The organism is Kocuria nitroreducens (genome assembly GCF_042879195.1).
Taxonomy (GTDB): domain Bacteria; phylum Actinomycetota; class Actinomycetes; order Actinomycetales; family Micrococcaceae; genus Kocuria; species Kocuria nitroreducens.
Window position 1 is genome coordinate 52,204 of sequence record NZ_JBHZTC010000021.1, and the last position, 21,822, is coordinate 74,025.

Below are 21,822 nucleotides of genomic sequence, written 5' to 3' on the forward strand. Positions count from 1 at the left end.
GATGAGCACCCGGGGCACCAGCACGGCCAGTATCGCCCGGGCGACCGGCATCCCGTGGGAGGCCTGGACGGCACGGCTCGACGAGCTCGGCGCCCGGGCGATGAGCCACGCCGAGGTCGCCCGCCGCGTGGCGGAGCAGCTCGAGGGCACCGTCGAGAACCCCGAGTGGTGGGCGCAGTCCGTCGCGGTGGCCTGGGAGCAGCACACGGGAGCCCGCCGGCCCGGGCAGGCGGGTGACGGCAGCTTCGGGGCGAGCGCGAGCCGCACGGTGGCCGGCACCCCGGACGAGGCGCTCACCCGGTGGACCGCGCTCATGGCGGGCCGCACGGCGGTCGGCGGTGTCCCGTTCCAGCAGCCGCCCACCACCGCCGCCACCGAGAAGTGGCGGTACTGGCGCGTGCGTCTCGACGACGGGACCAGGGTCTCCGCGAGCATCGGCGACAAGGGGAGCGGCCGCGCCACGGTGGCCCTCGCGCACACCGGTCTGGCCTCCGCCGACGACGTCGCACGGTGGCGCTCGACCTGGAAGGACCTGCTGGCCGCGCTCTGAGCCGGCGCCGCGCTTGTGAGGCGGCTCACTCCTCGCCTACGGTGACCCGAGTACCTGAGACGAGGAGTATCACATGACCGTGCCCTATCCACGCCTGCTCGCGCCTCTGGACCTGGGCTTCACCACCCTGCCCAACCGGGTGCTCATGGGATCGATGCACACCGGTCTCGAGGAGCTGCCCGGGGGGTTCGAGCGCCTTGCGGAGTTCTACGCGGAGCGGGTCCGGGGCGGTGTGGGGCTCATCGTCACGGGCGGCGTCGGGCCGAGCCCCGAGGGCGCCACGCACGTCGGCGGCGCCGTGCTCCGCACCCCGGAGGAGGTGGCCGGGCACCGCACGGTCACGGACGCCGTGCACGCCGAGGGCGGCCGGATCGCCCTGCAGATCCTGCACGCCGGCCGCTATTCCAGGACGCCCGACGCCGTGGCCCCGAGCCCGCTGCGTGCTCCCATCAGCCCGGTCGTGCCGCACGAGCTCACCGCGGAGGAGATCGAGCGGACCATCGAGGACTTCGCCCGCACCGCCGCGCTCGCCCGGGAGGCCGGCTACGACGGCGTGGAGATCATGGGCTCCGAGGGCTACCTGATCAACGAGTTCGTCGCCGCCGAGACCAACCACCGCACCGACCGGTGGGGCGGGTCCTACGAGAACCGGATGCGCCTGCCCGTGGAGGTCGTCCGCCGCGTCCGCGAGCGCACCGGCCCGGACTTCGTCCTGATCTACCGGCTCTCCATGCTGGACCTGGTCCCGGGCGGCTCCACGCTCGAGGAGGTCGTGGAGCTGGCCCGGGCGGTCGAGGTCGCCGGCGCCACCCTGCTCAACACCGGCATCGGCTGGCACGAGGCGCGCATCCCCACGATCGCCACGGTCGTCCCCCGCGGCGGCTTCTCGTGGGTGACGCGCCGACTCAAGGGCGAGGTCGGGATCCCGCTGATCGCCGTCAACCGGATCAGCACCCCGGAGACCGCGGAGCGGATCCTGGCGGACGGGGACGCCGACATGGTGTCCCTGGCCCGGCCCCTGCTCGCGGACCCGGACTTCGTGGCCAAGGCCGCCCGCGGCCGGCCGGCCACCATCAACACGTGCATCGCGTGCAACCAGGCCTGCCTGGACCACACCTTCGCCGGCCGGACCGCGTCCTGCCTGGTCAATCCGCGGGCCGGGCACGAGACCCTGCTGCGACTGGGTCCCACCCGCCGGGCCGAGCGGATCGGCGTGGTGGGTGCGGGCCCCGCCGGGCTGGCCTTCGCCGTCGGCGCCGCGGAGGCCGGGCACGCCGTGACCCTGTTCGAGGCCGAGGAGCGGATCGGCGGGCAGTTCTGCCTGGCCCTGCGCATCCCCGGCAAGGAGGAGTACGCGGAGACGCTGCGCTACTACGGCGTGCGGCTCGCCGAGCTGTGCGTGGACGTGCGGCTCGGGACGGCGGCCGGACCCGAGCACCTGCGCGGCTTCGACCGGATCGTGCTCGCCACGGGCGTGGAGCCGCGCGTGCCCGCGATCGAGGGGGTGGAGCACCCGTCGGTCGTGGGCTACCGGGACGTCCTGCAGCACGGGGCGCCCGTGGGCCCCCGGGTGGCGGTCCTCGGCGCCGGGGGCATCGGCTTCGACGTCGCCGAGTTCCTCCTGCACTCCCCCGGCACGGACTTCTACCGCGCGTGGGGCGTCGACACGACGCTGTCCGCCCGGGGCGGGCTGACCGCGCCCCGGCCCAGGCCCCCGGTGCGAGAGGTGACGCTGCTCCAGCGCTCCCCCGGCAAGCTCGGGGCCGGTCTGGGCCGCACGACCGGGTGGATCCACCGGACCTCGCTCCGGGCAGCCGGCGTCCGCGCCCTGAGCGGGGTGACGTACCGGCGGATCGACGACGACGGGCTGCACGTCACCGCGCCGGGGCCCGACGGCACCGAGCCGGTCGAGCAGGTGCTGCCGGTCGACACCGTGGTGCTGTGCACGGGCCAGGAGCCGTTGCGGACGCTGCGCGACGAGCTGCTCGGCGCCGGGCACGACACCGGCGCCGTCCCGGTCCACCTCATCGGCGGAGCCGACGTGGCGGCCGAGCTGGACGCCAAGCGGGCGATCCGGCAGGCCACGGAGCTCGTCGCCGCCCTGGGCTGAGCCACCCCGGCCCGCTCCTCCCGGGGCGGCAGACGGCCGGCCCGCGAGCCGGCGGGCCCGTGAGCCCACCGGTCCGATCCGAGAGCTGAGCACTTCTCCCGGCGGCCCGGGCAGGACCGGTGAGTTCGGCGCTGGGGCGCGGGGCACTGTGCGGGCCCCGGCGCCGGGTGCCACGATGGGGGCAGTCCCGCGGAAAGGATCCCCATGCAGCTCGATCTCCTGCTCGTCAACGCCACGGTCCTCACCATGGAGCCGGGCCGCCCGACGGCGTCGAGCCTCGGGGTGCACGGCGGGCGGATCGTGGTCCTCGACGACCCGGACGTGCCGGCGGCCGAGACCGTGGACCTCGGCGGGGGCACCGTGCTGCCCGGGTTCGTGGACGCGCACTGCCACACGGCGTGGTTCGGGCTCGGCCTGGCGGAGGTGGACCTCTCCGGCTGCACGTCACTGGACGGGCTCTACGCGGCCCTGGAGCGCGGCATGGCCGCCAAGCCGCGGGACGAGGAGTGGCTCATGGCCACCGGCTTCCTCCCCGCCACCGTGGGCGGACTGCTGCCCGACATCGACGTCCTGGACCGCATCACCGGCCGCACGCCGCTGTTCGTCCGGCACACGTCCGGCCACGCGGCGGTGGTGAACTCCGAGGCGCTGCGCCGGGCGGAGATCTTCACCCCGGGGACCCCGGACCCGGTGGGCGGGCGGGTCGTGCGGGACGACACCGGCCGCGCCACGGGCCTGGTCGAGGAGACCGCCCAGGCCGTGGTGCAGGAGCTGTTCCGCCCCTACCCGGTGGACAGGATCGTGGCGGCGCTCGACCGCGCCACCGCCCGCTACGCCGCCGAGGGCATCACGACCTTCGCGGAGGCGGGGGTGGGCGCTGGGTGGATCGGGCACAACCCCTCCGAGCTGCAGGCCTACCAGCAGGCCAGGGACGCCGGCGTCCTGCACGCGCGGGCCCAGGTGATGCCCGTGCTGGACGTCCTGCACGGGATCGACGGGCTCGGTGACGGCTCCGAGCGCGGGCTCGACCTCGGGCTGCGCACCGGCTTCGGCGACGACGAGCTGAGGCTCGGACCGGTCAAGGTGTTCGTGGACGGCTCCCTGCTCGGGGAGACCGCCGCGGTGACCGAGGCCTTCTGCGGCGGCCACTCCACGGGCTACTTCCAGGAGAACCCCGAGCAGATGGCCGAGGCGATCCACGCCGCGTACCGTGCGGGCTGGTCGGTGGCCGCCCACGCGATCGGGGACCGCGCCATCGACTTCGCGATCGACGTGATCACCCGGTGCCAGGACGAGCACGGGCGCCACCGGGTGCCCAACCGGATCGAGCACGCGAGCATCACCCGCCCGGACCAGCTGCCGCGGCTCGCCGCCGCGGGGATCGTCGTGACCCCGCAGATCAGCTTCCTGCGCCCCATGGCCGTCCAGTTCCGTCGCCTCCTGGGGCCCGAGCGCACGGACTGGACCTATCGGGGCCGCAGCTTCCTGGAGGCCGGGGTGCGGATCGCCGGCAGCTCCGACCGCCCGGTCGCCGACGGCGACGTGCTGCGCTCGGTCCAGGCCTGGACCGACCGCCTCGACGGCGACGGGCGGCGGTTCGGTCCCTCCGGGGAGCGGCTCGACGTGCTGGAGGCTCTCGCCGCCTACACGTCCGAGGCCGCGAAGGCGCTGGGGATGTCCGACCGGATCGGCTCGCTCGCCCCCGGCAAGCTCGCGGACCTGGTGGTGCTGGAGGAGAACCCCCTGGAGGTGCACCGGCGGGGCGGGTCGGTGGAGCACATCGGCGTCCGCGCGACCTACCGCGGCGGCCGGGTCACCCACCGCGCCGGCTGAGCGGCCGGCCTTCGGCCCCGTGACAGGCCCCGGGGCCGACACCGGTGCCGCGCCCGTCGCCGCGCCCGCACGTGCCGACGCGCCGGAAGGCCGCTCAGCCCTCGACGAGGATCCCGTCCTCGTCGGCCCACACCGTGCGGCCCGGGTGGAAGGTCACGCCCTCGATGACCACCGGCACGTCCTGCTCCCCGACGCCGGCCTTGGCGGACTTGCGCGGGTTGGAGCCCAGGGCCTTCACCCCGAGGGGCAGCCCGGCCAGGGCGACCCGGTCCCGCACGGGGCCGTTCACGATGACCCCGGCCCAGCCGTTGCGCACCGCGGACTCCGCGATCATGTCCCCCATGAGCGCGGTACCCATCGAGCCGTGGCCGTCCACCACGAGGACCGCGCCCTCCCCCGGGGACCCGAGCACGGCCTTCACCAGCCCGTTGTCCTGGAAGCAGCGGACCGTGCGCACCGGCCCGGTGAACGCGGCCACCCCGCCCAGGTCGAGGAACTGGCGCGGGCAGGACATCAGCTGCTCCCCGCGCTCGTCGTAGAGGTCGGCCGTGGTGAACGGGCGCGGATCGGTCATGGGCTGCTCCTGAAGCATCCGGCGGCGGTTCCGGCACCAGCCTAGCCACCGGCACCGCCGCGATCCGCCCCGGCGGGCTCCGTGCACGGCCCCTGCGCCTCCTCCCGCGCGGTGGGCACGGTGGTGCCCAGCGGGATCTCCTCGATGAGCAGGGACAGCACCAGGCATCCCGCCGCCACGGGCAGGCCCCACAGGAAGATCGGCGGCAACGACTGGGCGAAGGCCTGGGCGACGGCCTCCTGCACCGGGGCCGGCAGGCCCGCGAGCACCTGGGGGCTCAGGGCGTTGACGTCGAGGGAGGGCACGGCGCGGCCCGCGAGCGCGTCGTCGAGCCGGGCGACGAAGACGGAGCCGAACACCGCGATCCCGAAGGACGCCCCGATCTGGCGGAAGAAGTTCGACGACGACGTCGCGGCCCCCACCTCCGCGGGCGGCACCGCGTTCTGCACGATCAGGACGAGATTCTGCATGAGGCAGCCGATGCCGAGACCGGTGACGGTCATGCCCGCGGCCGTCAGGGCGTACGGGGTGGTCTCGTCGTTCTGTGCGAGCAGCGCGAGCCCGGCGGCCATCACGACGGAGCCCAGCACGGGCCAGTGCTTGTAGCGCCCCGTCCGCGCGATGCGGCGGCCGGTGCCGATCGTGCCGACGAGCATCCCGACCGTCACGGGGATCATCATCAGGCCGGCCCCGGTGGCCGACGCGCCGTCGACCATCTGCAGGTAGGTGGGCAGGTAGGTGATCGTCGCGAACATGATCACGCCCATGCCGACGGCCGCCGCGGTGGGCACCACGAAGTTGCGCACGCGGAACAGGTGCAGCGGGATGATCGGCTCCGGGGCACGGCGCTCGACCAGCACGAACAGGACCCCGAGCACCAGGACCGCTCCGGCGAGGCCGAGGATGCGCGGGCTCGGCCAGGCGTGCGCCGTGCCGGCCCACGTGGTGAGGAGCACGAAGGCCACGCTGCCCAGCGCCAGGAGCGCCGTCCCGAGCACGTCGAGCCGCACCCGCCCCCGGGGGACGTGCGGCAGGTGCAGGAAGCGGGGGATGAACAGGAGGGTCACCAGCCCCAGGGGCAGGTTGATGTAGAACACCCACCGCCAGCTCACGAGGTCCGTGAGGAAGCCGCCGATCAGCGGTCCGCTCACCGAGGCGAGACCGAAGGCCGCCCCGATCACGCCCATGTACCTGCCGCGCTCGCGGGCGGGCACGAGGTCCGCGATGATCGCCTGCGCCCCGATCAGCAGCCCGCCGCCGCCCAGGCCCTGCAGGGCGCGGAAGACGATCAGCTGGGTCATGTCCTGGGCGGCGCCCGAGAGCACGGAGCCGATCAGGAAGACCACGACGGCCACCAGGAAGATCCGCTTGCGCCCGTAGAGGTCGCCCAGCTTCCCGTAGACCGGCAGGCCCACGGTGGCCGCGAGCACGTAGGCCGTGACCACCCAGGAGATCCGGTCGAGCCCGTCGAGGTCCCCGACGATCGAGGGCAGCGCCGTGGCCACGATCGTCTGGTCGAGGGCGGCCAGCAGGACCGCCATGAGCAGCCCCAGGAACGGGAGCCGCAGCTGCCGCTGCCCGGTGCGCCCCGGAACTCCTGTCACCGGGTCAGCGATCGACCTTCACGACGGAGCCGTTGGCCACGTTGACGTACACGTCCACCGAAGTGCCCTCGGGGTCGTCGATGTCGACCTCCCAGACGGTGGTGCCGTCCTCCGTGTCGAGCTGGGCGCCGTCGAGCGTGCCGTCGACCTCGTCCAGCGCAGCCCGGACGGCGACCTCCATCGGGACCTGGACCTGGGCGATCCGCTCGCGGTCCTCCTGGTCCAGCTGGTCGTCGCCCTCCTGCGGGGTGACCTCGGAGCCGTCCTGGGAGACGTCGACCTCCTTCTCCCGGTCACCGACAGCGAGCTTGATCTCCCAGCCGCCGTCGTCGTCCTTGCGGTCGATCTCGAACACCTGGCCCCCCGTCACCGCCTCCTCGGCGGCCACGACCGCGCCCGCCACGGCGGCGGCCTCATCCCCCGCGCCCGGCGAGGACGTCGAGGTGGCGGTGCCCGACGGGGAGGCGCTCGCGCTCTCGTCGGCGGTGGCCGTGCCCGAGGGGGTCGCGGAGGCGCTCTCGTCGCCGGTCGCCGTGGCCGAGGCGCTCTCGTCACCGGCGGTCGCGCCCTCGGTGCCCGTGGGCTCGGCGGGGGCGCTGGTTCCGGCTCCGCCGGTGGTCTCCTCGCCGCCGCCACCGGCGCCGCCGTCACCGCATCCGGTCAGCAGGAGCGCCGAGAGCGCGAGAGCGGCCAGGGACAGGAACCTTTGATCAGTGTGCTTCATACCTGAATTGTTCCCCCGGCACGGCGTCCTGGCAAGGGGCCTCCCGCCGCGCCTGCCTCCGCCCACGCGCCTCTCAGGCGCCACGTCTACTATCCTGGGATACGCCTGACCCGGGACCGGGTGCATGCGCACCGCGATCGACGCCAGGAAGGAGGCGGCATGGGATTCCTCGAGAGCCTCGAGAAGAACATCGAGAAGGCCGTCCGCGCCACCTTCTCCACCGGCTCCCGCAAGCGCGTGGAGGCGGTCGAGATCGCCAGCGCCCTGCGGCGGGAGCTCGACCAGGAGGCGTTCACGATCTCCGCCGGCCGCACCATGGCCCCCAACGTCTTCGTCGTGGAGTTCTCGGACGAGGACTTCCCCCGCGCCCAGGACTGGGGCACGCCGCTCGCGGAGGAGCTGTGCGACGTCGTCATCAAGCACGCCCGCAGCCAGGCCTACACCCTCCAGGGGGCGGTGAAGGTGTCCTTCACCCGCAACCCGGAGGTGGAGGCCGGTGAGTTCCGCGTCCACTCCTCGGCGCAGCGCACCACGGAGTCGCCCAACACCCCCGCCACGCCGAGCGGGCAGCGGATCGCCCGCGGCCACCGCCGGGAGGAGGACGAGGCGACGCGGTCCGTGCCCGCGCAGCACTGGATCCCTGTGCTCGACGTCGAGGGCGCCCGGTTCTCCATCAACGCGGACTCGATCGTGCTGGGCCGCTCCGCCGAGGCGGACATCACCGTGGAGGACACCGGCGTGTCCCGCAAGCACCTCGAGATCCGGCGGCAGGGCGAGCACTTCGTGGCCGTGGACCTCGGCTCGACCAACGGTTCCTACGTGGACGGGGAGCGGGTGATCGGCCGCACGGAGCTGGTCAACGGCTCCGTGATCACCATGGGTCGGACCAGGATCACGTTCCGCCTCCTGACCCCGAAGGGGAACCGCTGAATGTCCGAACTCACCGTCACTCTGCTCCGCTTCGGGTTCCTGGCCCTGCTCTGGATCTTCATCTTCAGCATCGTCGCCAGCCAGGGGCGTGACCTGGCGGTCGGCGGAAAGCTCCCGGCGGCACTGACCCGGTCCCGCGCCGAGCGCCGGGGTGCCGCGGAGGACGCGGTGCCGCCCGCCGCGGGCCCCGCCACCGGGCAGCGCTCCCGCCCCCAGACCCTGATCGTCCTCGACGGCCCCCTCCGCGGGCGCAGCTACCCCCTCGGCAACGCCCCCGTGCTGCTGGGCCGCTCCCCCGAGGCCACCGTGCCCCTCGGCGACGACTACGCCTCGGGCCGCCACGCCCGGCTGTTCCCGCAGGGCTCCCGGTGGTTCCTCGAGGACCTCGGCTCCACCAACGGCACCTTCGTCGGCCAGCAGCGCCTCTCCCGGGCCGTGCCTCTCGACCCCGGGACCCCGTTCCGTGTGGGCAAGACCGTCCTGGAACTGAGGTCCTGACGCATGGCGATCGCCTTCCGCTACGCTGCGCGGTCCGACGTGGGCCGGGTCCGCTCGAAGAACGACGACTCCGCCTACGCGGGCCGCCATCTCGCCGTGGTCGCCGACGGCATGGGCGGGCACGTGGGCGGGGACGTCGCGTCGGCCTCAGCGGTCATGGACCTCACCGGCCTCGACCGGCCCGACCACCACGGGGACGGCGCCACCGTGCTCACGGACGAGATCCAGAACGCCAACCAGAACCTCGCCAAGCTGGTCCTGGGCAACACCCGCCTGGGCGGCATGGGCACCACCGTCACGGCCCTGCTGGCGGACCAGGACGAGCTGGTCGTGGCCCACATCGGGGACTCCCGTGCGTACCGGCTCCGGGGCGACGAGTTCCGCCAGGTCACGAAGGACCACACCTTCGTCCAGCGGCTCATCGACGAAGGCCGGCTGCGCCCGGACGAGGCCGAGTCCCACCCCCACAAGAACGTGCTGATGCGCGTGCTCGGGGACGTCGACGCCTCCCCCGAGATCGATGTGGAGACCCTCCGCCCGGAGAGCGGCGAGCGTTGGCTGCTGTGCTCCGACGGGCTCAACGCCGTGGTCCGCCCGGAGAGCATCCAGTCCGTGCTGGGCTCCACCGACGACCTCAACCAGATCGTGGACACGCTCGTGGAACTGACCCTGGACCGCGGGGCCCCCGACAACGTGACCGTGGTGGTCGTCCAGGTCTTCGAGACCGACGAGACCGCCCTCGTGCCGCAGGCCGGCGAGGCGCGCGGCGCGGTCCCGGACCCCGGGTTCGCCCGCACCTCGGACGAGATCACCGGGGACGCCGGGACGCTCGGTGCCGCCGAGTCCTCGGCCGCCGCGCTGCGCCGCGACCTCGCGGCGCGCCCCCACCTGCTGGTGGGCGCCGCCGCCAACGCCACCCAGACCGGGCGCATCCCCACCGTGAGCGACAGCGTCCTCGAGCGCCGCGCGACCCTCCTGCAGACCTCCACCCCCGACACCCTGGCCGATCCGCAGGACGTCGAGTCGGCGCTGCACCGGGCGGACGCCACCGTCCCGTCCCCGCGCCGGCGCCGCCGCCGGCGCGCCGTGGCCGTGCTCGCGCTGGCCACGGCCGGGCTGCTGCTGGTGGCCGGGGGCTGGCTGACGAGCGGCTGGATCAGCTCCCAGTACTACGTCGGCGAGCAGCAGGGCAACGTGGCGATCTACAACGGCGTCTCGCAGTCGCTCGGACCTGTGAGCCTCAGCGATCTGGAGCGCGCCACGGACCTGCGGCTCGACGACCTCCCGGGCTTCGCCCAGGAACGGGTGCGCAACGCCATCCCCGCGGACAGCCTCGCGGAGGCGGAGCGGATCGTGCGCGAGCTGCGCGAGTCCGTGCCCGAGGCGACCCCCGGCCCCGAGCCCCGCCCGACCGGCACCGTCCAGCGGGCCACCGCCTCCCCCGCTGCTTCGCCCACTGCCTCTCCCACCGCCTCGCCGGGTGGTGACGGATGAGCGCCCCCGCAGGGGCCGTCCCCCAGGAGGAGCAGGTCGAGCCCCGCCAGAGGCCGCGGCGGCTCACCGAGCTGCTCCTGCTCGTCCTCGCCGTGAGCATCGGCGTGGGCGCGAACATCCTCGTGGACCCCGACCAGCTGGGCTCGGGGGACCCGCACATCCTCGTCTCCGGGCTGGTCCTGGGCATCGGGGCGCTGATCCTGCACGTGGTGCTGCGGCTGCGGGCCAAGTACGCGGACCCCTACGTCCTGCCGATCGTGGTGGCCCTCAACGGCCTGGGCATTGCCATGATCCACCGGATCGACCTCACCACGGACCAGACCGCCGCGGGCTCGCAGGTGGTGTGGACGGCCTTCGCCATGACCGCCGCCTGCCTGGTGCTCTGGTTCCTCAAGGACCACCGGGTGCTGCGGCGGATCACCTACATCTGCCTGGTGCTCAGCGGGCTGCTGCTGCTCCTGCCCCTCCTGCCCGGCCTCGGCCTGGAGCTCAACGGCGCCCGGATCTGGATCTCGGTGGGCGGGCGCACCTTCCAGCCCGGCGAGGTTGCCAAGATCACCCTGGCCGTCTTCTTCGCGGGCTACCTCTCGACCAACCGGGACCTCATCCTGCTGGCCGGCAAGAAGATCGGTCCGGTGCGCCTGCCGCGGTTCCGGGACATGGCGCCGATGTTCGCGGCGTGGATCATCGCGATCGGCGTGCTGGTGTTCCAGCGGGACCTCGGCTCCGCGATCCTGTTCTTCGGCCTGTTCGTGGCCATGATCTACCTGGCCACGACCCGGCTGAGCTGGATCGTCATCGGGGTGCTGCTCGTGGCCGTCGGCGGATTCTTCGCGAGCCAGGTCTTCGGCCACGTCGCGGCACGCCTGGACTCCTGGCTCAACGCGTTCGACCCCGAGGTGTACAACCGGGCCCCGGGCGGTTCCGGGCAGATCGTCCAGGGCCTGTTCGGGCTCTCCTCCGGCGGGCTGTTCGGGCAGGGGCTCGGCCAGGGCCGGCCGGACCTCGTCTCGTACGCCAACTCGGACATGATCATGACCGCGTTCGGCGAGGAGCTGGGGCTGATCGGCCTGAGCGCCGTGCTCGTGCTGTTCTTCCTGTTCGTCACCCGGGGCTTCAGGGCGGCCCTGGGCACCCGTGACTCCTTCGGCAAGCTGCTGGCGGCGGGGCTGGCCGCGGTCATCATCCTGCAGCTGTTCGTGGTGGTGGGCGGGGTCACCCGCCTCATCCCCCTGACCGGGCTGACCACCCCGTTCATGTCCGCCGGAGGCTCCTCGCTGCTGTCCAACTGGATCATCGCGGCGATCATCCTGGCGATCTCCCACACGGCCCGCCGGCCCGTGGTCACCGGGCCGGCCACCGAGGCGGATCTCGCCGAGGTCGCCGCCTACGAGGCCACGCTGCGGGAGGCGGCCCGGCGCGACGAGCAGGAGCGCGCCGAGCGCCTGGAGCGCCGCCGGGACCGCCGCCCCCGGAAGGAGTCCGACGGGCACGAGCAGGGCGGGGCGCACGCGGACGGGGAGGACGGTGCCGCCGGGCAGCCAGGCGCCGGGCCCGACACCGCCCGCGGTCCGGCGGTGCCGGCCGACACCGCCGCCACCGAGCCGATCGCCGCCGCGGGCCCGGGCGGACACCGGGACGCCGAGGACGCGGACCACCACGGCGGCACCCCCACCGAGGCGATGTCCCGCCTCACCGACAAGGACCGCAGGGACCCCGGCGGGTCCCGGAGCACCGAGAACGGAGGAGCACCGTGAACCGGGCGATCCGACACACCTGGGTGGCCGGCGTGGCGATCTTCACCGTGCTGCTCCTCTCGCTGACCTATGTGCAGTTCGTCGCGGCGGGCACCCTCGAGGCGCACCCGTGGAACAACCGCAGCCTGTACGACCAGTTCGGTGCGGACCGCGGGGCGATCCTCGTGGACGGCGACCCGAAGGCGTCCTCCGTGCCGTCCGAGGACGACTTCGAGTACCAGCGCGTCTACGCGGACCCGCTGGCGTACGGGCACCTGACGGGCTACTTCTCCCTCGTCTACGGCGCCACGGGGCTCGAGGCGGCCCTCGGGGAGGAGCTCTCCGGCGCCTCCGACGAGCAGTTCTACGACCGCGTGGTCTCGATGTTCTCCGGGAACCAGCCCACGGGCGCGTCGGTCGAGCTCACCATCGACCCGGTGCTGCAGCAGACCGCGGCCGAACTGCTCGAGGGCCGGAAGGGCTCGGTCGTGGCGCTCGACCCGGAGACGGGCGCGATCCTCGCCATGGTCTCGAGCCCCGGCTACGATCCCAACGAGCTGGCCTCGCACGACTCCGCCTCCGTGATCGCCGCCGCGGAACGGCTCAACGCGGACCCCGAGGAGCCTCTCGTCAACCGGGCCGTCGCCGGTGACCTCTACGCCCCCGCCTCGACGTTCAAGATCATCGACACCGTGGCCGCCCTCGAGTCCGGGGACTACACCACGGAGACCCTGATCCCGAACCCCCAGGAGCTGCCCCTGCCCGCCACCGACGTCACCCTGCCCAACTACGTGGGCGGCGGGTGCACCGCCCGCACGGAGGCGGACCTGGAGTTCGCGCTCGAGCAGTCCTGCAACACGCCGTTCGCCTCGATCGCCCTTGACCTCGGGGCGGACGCGATCCGGGAGACCGCCCGCAACTTCGGCTACGGGGAGCCCCTCTCGGTGCCGCTCAAGGTGACCCCGTCGGTCTTCCCCGAGGAGCTCAACGACGCCCAGCTCGCGCTGTCCTCGATCGGCCAGTACGACGTGCGCACCACGCCCCTGCAGGTGGCCATGATGAGCGCCACGATCGCCAACAACGGCGTGCAGATGAAGCCTCAGCTCGTGCGCACCGTGCGCTCCGCCGACCTGTCCGTGATCCAGGAGCTCAATCCGGAGCAGCTGCGCCGCTCCACGAGCGCGGACGTCGCCGGGACCGTCTCGGACCTCATGGTCGAGGTCGTCGAGGACGGCATCGCCCGAGGAGCGGCCGTTCCCGGGGTCGAGGTGGCCGGGAAGACGGGCACCGCCGAGATCGGCTCGGACGAGGGCCTCAACGACTCCTGGTTCACGGGCTTCGCGCCGGCCGACGACCCCCAGGTGGCCCTCGCCATCGTTTTCGAGGACGTGGACGTGGCGACGGGCGCCTCACTGACCAGTCCGGGTGCCAAGCGACTCTTCGAGGCGGTGTTGAACAAGTGAGACCATCGTCGAGCACCGTCCTGGGCGGGCGCTACGCACTGACCGATCGAATCGCGATCGGCGGCATGGGTGAGGTGTGGAAGGCCAAGGACCGCGTCCTGGGCCGGATCGTGGCCGTGAAGATCCTCAAGGAGGAGTACAACGGGGACCCGAACTTCCTGCAGCGCTTCCGGGCGGAGGCCCGGCACACCGCGCTCCTGAACCACCCCGGTGTCGCCAACGTCTTCGACTACGGCGAGGAGGAGGGCTCCGCCTTCCTGGTGATGGAGCTGGTCCCGGGCGAGCCGCTGTCCAACATCATCGAGCGGCAGAAGAGGCTCGAGCCGGACACCGTGCTCAACTACATCGGGCAGACGGCACGGGCGCTGGCGGCCGCGCACGCCCAAGGTCTGGTGCACCGCGACGTGAAGCCCGGCAACCTCATCATCACCCCGGACAACCGGGTGAAGGTCACGGACTTCGGGATCGCCCGCCTGGCGGACCAGGTGCCCCTCACGGCCACCGGGCAGGTCATGGGCACCGCCCAGTACCTCGCTCCGGAGCAGGCCACCGGTCAGACCGCCACGGGGTCCTCGGACATCTACTCGCTGGGCATCATCGGCTACGAGTGCCTGGCCGGGCGCCGCCCGTTCACCGGGGAGTCGCAGATCGCGATCGCCCTCGCGCAGGTCAACGACCCGCCGCCGCCGCTGAAGGACAGCGTGCCCGAGACCGTGCGGGCGCTCCTGATGTCGATGCTGGCGAAGGACCCCACGGACCGCCCGGCCACGGCCGGCGCGCTGGCCACCGCCGTGGACGCGATCCGCCGCGGTGACGAGGGTGCGGCGGTCGCGGCCGTCCCCGGGATGCGCCCGTTCCTCGACCTGCCCGACGACGACGCCACCCAGGCGTTCGAACCGGTGCGCGACGAGCCGACGCAGATGCTGGACCGCGAGAGCACGGCGGTCGCCGCGGCGACCGGGACCGCCGCGGCCCGAGCGTCGCGGCCCATCACCGCCGAGCTGGACGTGGTCGACGGCCCACGGGAGTCCGAGGACGACGCCCGGGGTCCCAGCACCGACCCGGCCCGCCCCGGGGAGCGCCGAGGGCGCCGCTCGGTGTGGTCCTGGCTGCTGCCGGTGCTCCTCCTGCTGCTCGTGGTGGCGGGGCTGCTGTGGTTCTTCCTCCTGCGCGATCCGGCGCCCGTGAGCCAGGAGCCGTCCCCCACCGGCACCGTCTCCACCTCGGCGGTGCCCGGCGCCCCGGCGCCCCCGGCGGCGGAGTCCCCCGGCGCGGCGGACACCGTGGAGGTCCTCGCCGCCCGCTACGAGGGCCGGCCGGTGGACGAGGTGGTGCAGGAGCTCTCGGACCTGGGCTTCCCCGTGGAGCGGGAGGGCCGCACCGCCGACGAGGACGAGAACACCGTCCTGTCCCTGAACCCCGTGGGACAGGTGGCGCGGAGCACCACCATCACGGTGGTCTACTCGACGGGCCCGGACACCGTGGAGCTCCCCTCCGGGATGGTCGGCCGGGCCGCCGATCCGCTGATCGACGAGATCCGGTTCCTGGGCGTGAACATCATCCGCTACGACGAGATCACCGAGGATGCCGAGCCCGGGACCGTGCTGCGCACCCAGCCCCTGGGCGGGTCCACCGTCCGCCCCGGCGACACCATCGAGATGTGGGTCGCCGCGGCGCCCGGGACCTCCACCGACCCCACCACCGGATCACCCTCGCCCGCCGCGACACCGACCGGACCCGGCCGGGAGGGATGAGCCGTGCCGGGCCGGAACCCCGTCCCCTCGCTGATCAACGACCGCTACGAGGTGGGCGAGACCATCGGCCGCGGCGGGATGGCCACCGTCCACCTGGGGCGGGACCTGCGGCTGGGCCGGCGGGTGGCCATCAAGGTCCTGCGCCCTGAGCTGGCCCGGGACGGCACCTTCCACGAACGGTTCAAGCGGGAGGCGCAGTCCGTGGCCGCCCTGAACCACCACTCGATCGTCTCGGTCTACGACACGGGCGAGATCCTCGCGGCGACCGACGAGGGCGTGGACCGCCCGTTCATCGTGATGGAGTACGTGCCCGGCCGGACCCTGCGGGAGCTCATCCACGAGAACGCCGTGACGCCCCAGGAGGCCGTGGACATGACGCTGGGCATCCTCGACGCCCTGGAGTACAGCCACCGGGCGGGCATCGTCCACCGGGACATCAAGCCCGCCAACGTGATCGTGACTCCGGAGCGGCAGATCAAGGTCATGGACTTCGGCATCGCCCGGGCCGTGGAGGACACCTCGCCGGCGCTGACGCAGGCCCAGGCCGTCCTCGGCACCGCGCAGTACCTGTCCCCGGAGCAGGCCCGGGGCGAGTCCGTGGACGCCCGCTCCGACCTCTACTCCGCCGCGTGCGTGCTCTTCGAGATGCTCACGGGGCGGGCGCCGTTCGTGGGCGGGTCCTCGGTGGACATCGCCGCCCAGCACGTCCGGGACCGTCCCCCCGCGCCCTCCGAGCTGGACCCCCGGCTCAGCGGGCGCGTCGACGACTTCCTGGCGAAGGCCCTCGCCAAGGACCGCTCCGCCCGCTTCCAGGACGCCGGGCAGATGCGCCGGGCGCTGCGCGAGCTGCGCCCCGCGGTGCCGGGGGACCTCGACGCCACCCAGCCCCTGCACGCGGTGCGGCAGCGGGACGAGGACACGAAGACCCTCCCTCCCGTCCCCGTCCCCGTCCCCGTGCCGGCCGCGGCGGCGGCACCGCCGACGGCGGCGGGCACGGCGGTCGCCGCGGTGCCGGTGGCCGCGGACGCCCCGGAGAGCGGCTCGGCCCCCGCGCGGCGCCGCCGGAGGCGTCCGCTGCGCGCGGCACTCATCGCCCTGCTCGCTCTCGCGGTCCTGGCCGTCCTCGGGGTCGTGGCCTTCCAGTGGGTCCAGGACCAGCGCGGCGGACCCGCGCTCGTCGCCGTCCCCTACGTGGCGGGGATGGACGCGTCGGTGGCCGAGACGGTGCTGCGCAACGCGGAGCTGGTGCCGCAGCGCGAGGAGGTCTACGACGACGAGGTGCCCGAGGGCGACGTCGTGGGCACCGACCCCGCCGCCGACACGCAGGTCGAGGAGGGCTCCACCGTGGTCCTCGACGTCTCGAGGGGACCCTCCGAGGTGGAGGTCCCCGACGAGCTCGTGGGCCGGTCCGAGGAGGACGTGCAGGACGCCCTGGAGTCCGCAGGGCTGGAGCCCGGGGCCACCCGCACGGCGAACAGCTCCTGGGTGCCCCAGGGGATGCTGGTCGCCACCGACCCGGCCGGCGGGACCACCGTCCCGAGCGGCTCGGAGGTGCAGCTCGTGCTGTCCACGGGACGGGTGACCGTGCCGCAGCTCGTGGGCCTGAGCCGGCAGGAGGCGGTCGCCGCCCTCGGCGCGGACGCGGTCCGGCTCTCGTCCGAGGTGGTCACCACGCCCCGGGCCGGGGTGCCGGCCGGGCAGGTCGTGGGCCAGAGCGTCGACGCCGGCCAGTCCGCACCGCAGGGCTCGACGATCACGCTCACCGTGGCGGTCGCCCCTGCGCCCGAGCCGACCCCGGAACCGATCCCCTCGCCCACCTCCTCGCCCACCCCGTCGCCGTCCCCCGAGGAGACGGAGGAGCCCGAGGAGGACGTGGAGGAGACCGGCGCACCGGACGACGAGGACGGATCCGAGCCCGGCACCTCCCCGGAGGACGCCCCCGACGCCGAGGCGCGCGACCCCGACGAGCAGGACGGGATCGCGGAGCGAGCGGCCGAGCGGGCCCGCGAGGCGCTCGATCGGGCCGCGGACCGGGAGTCCCGCCGCGACTAGCGGCCGGATCGTGGCAACGCGGGACGAGGGCCCGGCGGGCCGGGCGGCGTGCGGTCAGACGGTGATCAGCGGGGACAGCGACGCGGCGGCCCGGGCGGCACCCTCGAGCCCCACGAGCTCGAGCCAGTTGCCGAGCATGAGGTAGCCGCCCTCGGTGAGGACGGACTCCGGGTGGAACTGCAGTCCGTGCAGCGGGGCGCTCTTGTGCCGCAGCCCCATGATCACCCCGTTCGGGGTGCGCGCGGTGACCTCGAGGAAGTCGGGCACAGACCGGTCCACCACGGCGAGCGAGTGGTAGCGGGTCGCCGTGAACGGGCTGGGCACCGCGCCGAAGACGCTCGTGCCGTTGTGCTCCACCCGGGAGGTCTTCCCGTGCATGAGCTCCTCGGCGTGGGTGACGGTCCCTCCGTACGCCTCCGCGAGGGCCTGGTGGCCGAGGCAGACGCCGAGCAGCGGCTGCTGCGTCTGCTCCGCGTGGCGGATCAGGGCGATGCACACGCCGGCATCGGCGGGAGCGCCCGGCCCGGGCGAGAGGAGGACGCCGTGGTGCTCGTCGGCGAGCGCGCACGCAGCGGCCTCGTCGAGGTCGTCGTTGCGGATGACCGTGGTCTCGGCGCCGAGCTGCTCGAGGTAGCCGACGAGGGTGTAGACGAAGCTGTCGTAGTTGTCCACGACGAGGATCTTGACGGTCACAGGGTCTCCTAGGAGTGGGGTGCCTCTCGGCGCGTGCGCCCGTCCAGCTTACGCGTCCGCGGGACGGCACGCACCGGGCGGCTAGACTGGTGCACCGGACCCCCGCCGTGAAGACGGCCCGCTTGGTGACCAGGAGGATCAGTGCCCGAGTCCAAGAACCGCCGCAAGAAACCGGCCCGCCGCCCCGGCGGCTCCGGCCGGCCGGCACCGGCCGCCCCGCCCGTCGACGCGGAGCTGGCGCGGCTGGCGGCGGAAGGGCTGCCCGGCGGCTCCACCGCCTTCGACCCGGAGGCCACGGCGAACGCCCTGGCACAGGAGCTCACCGAGCGCTCCCGGCACGGCTCCCCGGAGATCCATGCCCCGACGCCCACCTGGTACAAGGCCATCATGCTGGGCCTGCTGGTGGTCGGGCTGCTGTGGCTCATCGTCTACTACCTCTTCCAGGGCACCTACCCCGTGCCCGGGATCGGCGCGTGGAACATCGGAGTCGGCCTGGCCCTGATGATGGCCGGGCTGATCATGACGACGAAGTGGCGGTGACCTCGGTGTCCCGGCCCGGCACCGGTCCCGAGGACTCGCCCGAGCCCTCCCCCAAGCCCCTCAAGGACGAGATCGCCGAGTCCCGGCCGAGGGACGGGCGGCGGCTGGACCCCGCGACGTTCGAGGTGCGGCTGCGCCGGTGGGCACTGCTGCTGCTGATCGCGGGCCCCGTGATCTGGTTCCTGGTGCAGCAGGTCCGCTAGCGCCGGCCACGGCGCCCGACGACAGTGGCCCGCACCCCTCCCGGGGTGCGGGCCACTGTCGTCGGGCGCGGAGCACCCGTCGGGGATCAGGCCTGCGCCGAGACGGCCTCCTGGCCCTCGACGGTCGTCCCGGGGTCGTCCTGCGGCGCGGTGAACGCGACCTCGAGGCTGATGACGACCTTGTCGGAGACGAGCACCCCGCCCGCCTCCATCGCGGCGTTCCAGGTGATGCCGAAGTCCTTGCGGGAGATCGTGGTCTCCGCGGAGAAACCGGCACGGGTCACGCCGAAGGCGTCGACGACCACGCCGCTGAACTCGGTGGCGAGCTCGACGGTGCGGGTGACGTCCTTGATGGTCAGCTCACCGGAGATCGTGCCCTCCTCGCCGTCGAACGCCACGGCGGTCGAGGCGAACGTCATCGTGGGGTACTCCTCGACCGCGAAGAAGTCGGCGCTGCGCACGTGGGCGTCGCGGTCGGCGTTCTTGGTGTCGATGGTCGCCGTCCGGACGGTGGCGTTCAGGGTCGAGCTCTCGACCGGGTCGGTGATCTCCAGCTGCGCGTCGACCTCTCCGAAGGTGCCGCGCACCTTGGAGATGCCGGCGTGGCGGACGGTGAAGCCGACCTCGGAGTGGGCGGGGTCGAAGGTCCAGGACCCGGGGACGAGACCGTTGAGCTGGGACATGGCGTTCTCCTTGGGGTGAGCGACGAACAGGTGGTTGCTTCGTCAACTACTCTAGGAGCATCTTAGTGATGTGTCAACAACGAGGTCGGAGGAATCTCCCGGTGGGTGTGCGGACCCCGCTGCCGGCTGCTCAGGCCTCGGGGTCCAGGGCGGAGCGGTCGTTGAGCTCGTGGAACCGGCGGCGGTGGTAGACGAGCGGGACGCCCGTGCCCTCGTCACCGAGGACGTCGACCACGGCGGCGTTGAACACGAGGGCGGGTCCGGCCTTGATCCGGGCCAGCGGGATGGCGCGCAGGACCCGGGCGACGTTCAGCAGCCGGGGCTCCCCCGTCTCCAGGTACTCCCAGGGCATGTCCGGCCCGAAGCGCGGAGCCCCGGAGACGGCGAAGGACCGGGCGAGGTCCAGGTTCTCGGCGTCCAGCAGGTGCACCAGGAAGGAGTCGGCCTCGGCCAGCAGCGCGGCCGAGCCCTGGCGGGCCTGCAGCGAGAAGCCGAGGATCGGCGGGACGGCCGACACGGAGGACACGGAGGACGCCGTCAGACCCACGGGTCCCTCGGGGCCCCGCGCGGTGATGATCGCGACCCCCGCCGGGTGGTGGGCGAAGGCCGCCTTGAACGCCTCGCCCACGTGCTGGAGATCCTGGAGGTGGTCGGCCGGGACCTCCAGGTCGGCGACCTCCGCGGCCGCGCGCTCGGCCTGCGGACCGGGCCGGGGGACCGCGCTCAGCCGGGGCGCCACCACCGGCTGCTCCGGCGTCTCGTCCGGCGGCTGCCCCGGCGTGCCACCGGTGGGCGCGCCGTCGTCGTGCCCTCGGCGAGGCCGGCGTTCGTGGTGCTGGGCCGCCATGAGAGTCCTTCCGTGGAAAGCTGTGGGAGCAGTGCCGCCGGGCGGCCCCACCCGTCCACGCTACGACCAGAACCGGAGCGAAAGTCAATCGATTCCGCCGCTGACGGGGCGCGGGACACCCGACGTCACAGTCTTGCACGGGCGCCGTCGTCGTGTCCGGCGCCCCCAGGTCACCGGGTCAGGCCCCGGTAGCCGCGGGCGTAGTGCACCAGCGGGTCGTCCGCCTGCGCTTCGGCGACCCCGCGCCCCATCGCGGTCACCTCGCCCACGACGATCCGGTGCGTCGCGGCGGCGTGCACGGCTACGGTGGAGAGCTCGAACCACGCGAGCGCCCCGTCCAGCACGGGTGCGCCCGAGCGCGGCGCGCGCCGGTAGGCCACGCCGTCCAGCAGGCCCTCCACGGGGTTGCCCGGGCTCGCGAGCCAGTTGGCGACCCCCTCCTGGTCGCGGCGCAGCACGGAGAGCGTCCACGCGCCGGACGACTCCACGGCGTCGCAGATGCGCCCCTCCTCGAAGAGGCTCACGAGCATGGTGGGCGGGTCGTAGGAGACGTCGAGGAACCCGGTCACGGTCGCGGCGACGTCGCGCCGCCGGTGCCGGGCGGCCACGACCGCCACGCCGGAGGCGATGTCCGCGGCGAGCAGGCGGTAGGCGCCGACGTCCTCGGCGTCTGGCGCCGCGGCGTCGATGAGGTGGGCCGGTGCAGGGTCGGGAAGCTCCATGCCGCCAGTCTGGCACGGGGCTCAGCGGTCCGGAGCGGCCCGTCCCGTCATCCGGAGGGTCAGGTTCAGCCGCCCGCCCTTCATGCCCAGCGCGGCCGCCCCCGTGCCGGGACGGACCCGGGGCACCCCGTGGAACGCGTAGCGGGAGGGGCCCCCGAAGACGAAGAGGTCGCCGCTGCGCAGCTCGACGTCCCGGTACGGCGCCGAGCGGGTCTGCGTGTTCCCGAAGCGGAAGACGCACGCGTCCCCGAGGGAGAGGGAGACGATCGGCGCCGCGGAGGCCTCGTCCTGGTCCTGGTGCATGCCCATCCGGGCGGCGGCGTCGTAGAAGTTCACCAGGGCGGTGTCCGGCCGGTAGTCCCGCGCGTCCGGGCTGCCGGGCCCGTAGGCCTCCAGCACGGCCCGGCGCCCCAGTTCGGTCAGCCACGGGGGCATGTCCGGTGCGCGCTTGCGCTCCCCGGTGCGCAGGTAGCGATAGGGCGCCCAGTCCCAGCCCAGCGTCGTGGAGCGCACCGACATCCGGCCGCCTCCCGGGAGCACCACGTGCCGCATGGGCACCGGGCCCGCGGCCCACTCCCGGCAGCGGAGCACGAGCTCCCACTGCTCCTCGGGCCCGAGCCACCCCGGGACGTGGACGGCGCCGGGGGCGATCTCGGCGCGCGCCCGCGGCAGCTCGAACAGCTCGGGCGCCGGGACCGGAATCGAGGAGTCGATCATGCTGCCGAGCGTAGCCCCGACCGCCGACACGGCACGCGGCACGCCCCCGGGCGGCGCCGGTGTGCGCTCCGCCACGGCGGCCCCGGGCGGAGAGG

20 protein-coding genes are annotated in these 21,822 nt (G+C 73.7%); 12 read left to right on the top strand and 8 right to left on the bottom strand.

All coding sequences use genetic code 11. The annotated features are described in order from the left end of the window. The first annotated feature begins 1 nt into the window (after position 1). The 3 genes from ACFYE1_RS14275 (at position 2) to ACFYE1_RS14285 (ending at position 4,493) form a co-directional block, all read left to right on the top strand. Positions 2 to 550: a hypothetical protein gene (locus tag ACFYE1_RS14275; protein ID WP_387744121.1), complete on the top strand. Its 549-nt coding sequence runs from the start codon at positions 2 to 4 to the stop codon at positions 548 to 550. 73 nt (positions 551 to 623) lie between these two features. Further along, on the top strand, positions 624 to 2,660 hold the full coding sequence (locus tag ACFYE1_RS14280; RefSeq protein WP_387744124.1) for an oxidoreductase: 2,037 nt from the start codon (positions 624 to 626) through the stop codon (positions 2,658 to 2,660). Positions 2,661 to 2,864: 204 nt separating this feature from the next. Beyond that, positions 2,865 to 4,493 (top strand): amidohydrolase, encoded by a 1,629-nt coding sequence (locus ACFYE1_RS14285; RefSeq protein WP_387744127.1) that lies wholly within the window; start codon positions 2,865 to 2,867, stop codon positions 4,491 to 4,493. A gap of 94 nt (positions 4,494 to 4,587) precedes the next feature. Here the strand turns inward: ACFYE1_RS14285 and rraA are convergent, their stop codons facing one another. The 3 genes from rraA to ACFYE1_RS14300 are packed head-to-tail and all read right to left on the bottom strand — an operon-like array spanning position 4,588 to position 7,395. Then, positions 4,588 to 5,067: a ribonuclease E activity regulator RraA gene (gene rraA / locus ACFYE1_RS14290; RefSeq protein WP_387744130.1), complete on the bottom strand. Its 480-nt coding sequence runs from the start codon at positions 5,065 to 5,067 to the stop codon at positions 4,588 to 4,590. A gap of 41 nt (positions 5,068 to 5,108) precedes the next feature. After that, entirely contained in the window at positions 5,109 to 6,671 is a 1,563-nt protein-coding gene (locus tag ACFYE1_RS14295; RefSeq protein ID WP_387744133.1) for an MDR family MFS transporter, read from the bottom strand. A gap of 4 nt (positions 6,672 to 6,675) precedes the next feature. Beyond that, positions 6,676 to 7,395, bottom strand: a complete 720-nt coding sequence (locus ACFYE1_RS14300; protein ID WP_387744136.1) for a PepSY domain-containing protein — start codon at positions 7,393 to 7,395, stop codon at positions 6,676 to 6,678. A 159-nt stretch (positions 7,396 to 7,554) separates the two neighbouring features. On the opposite strand from ACFYE1_RS14300, the gene ACFYE1_RS14305 reads away from it, so the two are divergent. Genes ACFYE1_RS14305 through pknB form a run of 7 tightly spaced genes read left to right on the top strand, consistent with a single transcriptional unit; the run spans position 7,555 to position 17,322 of the window. Further along, positions 7,555 to 8,325, top strand: coding sequence for an FhaA domain-containing protein (locus tag ACFYE1_RS14305; protein WP_387744139.1), 771 nt, complete (start codon positions 7,555 to 7,557; stop codon positions 8,323 to 8,325). Next, complete coding sequence (locus ACFYE1_RS14310; protein WP_387744142.1) at positions 8,326 to 8,823, top strand: FHA domain-containing protein FhaB/FipA; 498 nt, start codon at positions 8,326 to 8,328, stop codon at positions 8,821 to 8,823. It abuts the gene before it with no gap. 3 nt (positions 8,824 to 8,826) lie between these two features. Then, entirely contained in the window at positions 8,827 to 10,317 is a 1,491-nt protein-coding gene (locus ACFYE1_RS14315) for a PP2C family protein-serine/threonine phosphatase (RefSeq protein WP_387744145.1), read from the top strand. Next, positions 10,314 to 12,074, top strand: a complete 1,761-nt coding sequence (locus ACFYE1_RS14320) for an FtsW/RodA/SpoVE family cell cycle protein (protein ID WP_387744148.1) — start codon at positions 10,314 to 10,316, stop codon at positions 12,072 to 12,074. The genes ACFYE1_RS14315 and ACFYE1_RS14320 overlap by 4 nt, the downstream gene beginning before the upstream one ends. Continuing rightward, the gene (locus tag ACFYE1_RS14325) at positions 12,071 to 13,516 is read left to right on the top strand and encodes a peptidoglycan D,D-transpeptidase FtsI family protein (RefSeq protein WP_387744151.1); all 1,446 of its coding nucleotides are present in this window, start codon (positions 12,071 to 12,073) and stop codon (positions 13,514 to 13,516) included. The genes ACFYE1_RS14320 and ACFYE1_RS14325 overlap by 4 nt, the downstream gene beginning before the upstream one ends. Next, positions 13,513 to 15,270, top strand: a complete 1,758-nt coding sequence (locus ACFYE1_RS14330; protein WP_387744153.1) for a protein kinase domain-containing protein — start codon at positions 13,513 to 13,515, stop codon at positions 15,268 to 15,270. The genes ACFYE1_RS14325 and ACFYE1_RS14330 overlap by 4 nt, the downstream gene beginning before the upstream one ends. Before the next feature lie 3 nt (positions 15,271 to 15,273). Next, entirely contained in the window at positions 15,274 to 17,322 is a 2,049-nt protein-coding gene (pknB, locus tag ACFYE1_RS14335) for a Stk1 family PASTA domain-containing Ser/Thr kinase (RefSeq protein ID WP_387744156.1), read from the top strand. 54 nt (positions 17,323 to 17,376) lie between these two features. Here pknB and ACFYE1_RS14340 read toward each other — a convergent pair whose 3' ends face one another. Beyond that, positions 17,377 to 18,015 carry an anthranilate synthase component II gene (locus ACFYE1_RS14340; protein ID WP_387744159.1) on the bottom strand — a complete coding sequence of 213 codons (639 nt, stop codon included), beginning with the start codon at positions 18,013 to 18,015 and terminating at the stop codon, positions 17,377 to 17,379. A 141-nt stretch (positions 18,016 to 18,156) separates the two neighbouring features. Here ACFYE1_RS14340 and ACFYE1_RS14345 point away from each other — a divergent pair, with 141 nt between their 5' ends. Beyond that, on the top strand, positions 18,157 to 18,555 hold the full coding sequence (locus tag ACFYE1_RS14345; protein ID WP_387744161.1) for a cell division protein CrgA: 399 nt from the start codon (positions 18,157 to 18,159) through the stop codon (positions 18,553 to 18,555). Beyond that, the gene (locus tag ACFYE1_RS14350) at positions 18,552 to 18,758 is read left to right on the top strand and encodes a hypothetical protein (RefSeq protein ID WP_387744164.1); all 207 of its coding nucleotides are present in this window, start codon (positions 18,552 to 18,554) and stop codon (positions 18,756 to 18,758) included. The genes ACFYE1_RS14345 and ACFYE1_RS14350 overlap by 4 nt, the downstream gene beginning before the upstream one ends. An 86-nt stretch (positions 18,759 to 18,844) precedes the next feature. On the opposite strand, the gene ACFYE1_RS14355 is transcribed toward ACFYE1_RS14350, so the two are convergent. The 4 genes from ACFYE1_RS14355 to ACFYE1_RS14370 all read right to left on the bottom strand — a co-directional run bounded on the left by ACFYE1_RS14355 (position 18,845) and on the right by ACFYE1_RS14370 (position 21,727). After that, positions 18,845 to 19,441: a YceI family protein gene (locus ACFYE1_RS14355; RefSeq protein ID WP_387744167.1), complete on the bottom strand. Its 597-nt coding sequence runs from the start codon at positions 19,439 to 19,441 to the stop codon at positions 18,845 to 18,847. A 130-nt stretch (positions 19,442 to 19,571) separates the two neighbouring features. Then, positions 19,572 to 20,288, bottom strand: a complete 717-nt coding sequence (locus tag ACFYE1_RS14360) for a flavin reductase family protein (protein WP_387744169.1) — start codon at positions 20,286 to 20,288, stop codon at positions 19,572 to 19,574. A gap of 170 nt (positions 20,289 to 20,458) precedes the next feature. Beyond that, positions 20,459 to 21,010 (bottom strand): flavin reductase family protein, encoded by a 552-nt coding sequence (locus tag ACFYE1_RS14365; RefSeq protein WP_387744172.1) that lies wholly within the window; start codon positions 21,008 to 21,010, stop codon positions 20,459 to 20,461. Between the two features lie 21 nt (positions 21,011 to 21,031). Beyond that, positions 21,032 to 21,727, bottom strand: coding sequence for an alpha-ketoglutarate-dependent dioxygenase AlkB family protein (locus ACFYE1_RS14370; RefSeq protein WP_387744175.1), 696 nt, complete (start codon positions 21,725 to 21,727; stop codon positions 21,032 to 21,034). Between the last annotated feature and the right edge of the window lie 95 nt (positions 21,728 to 21,822).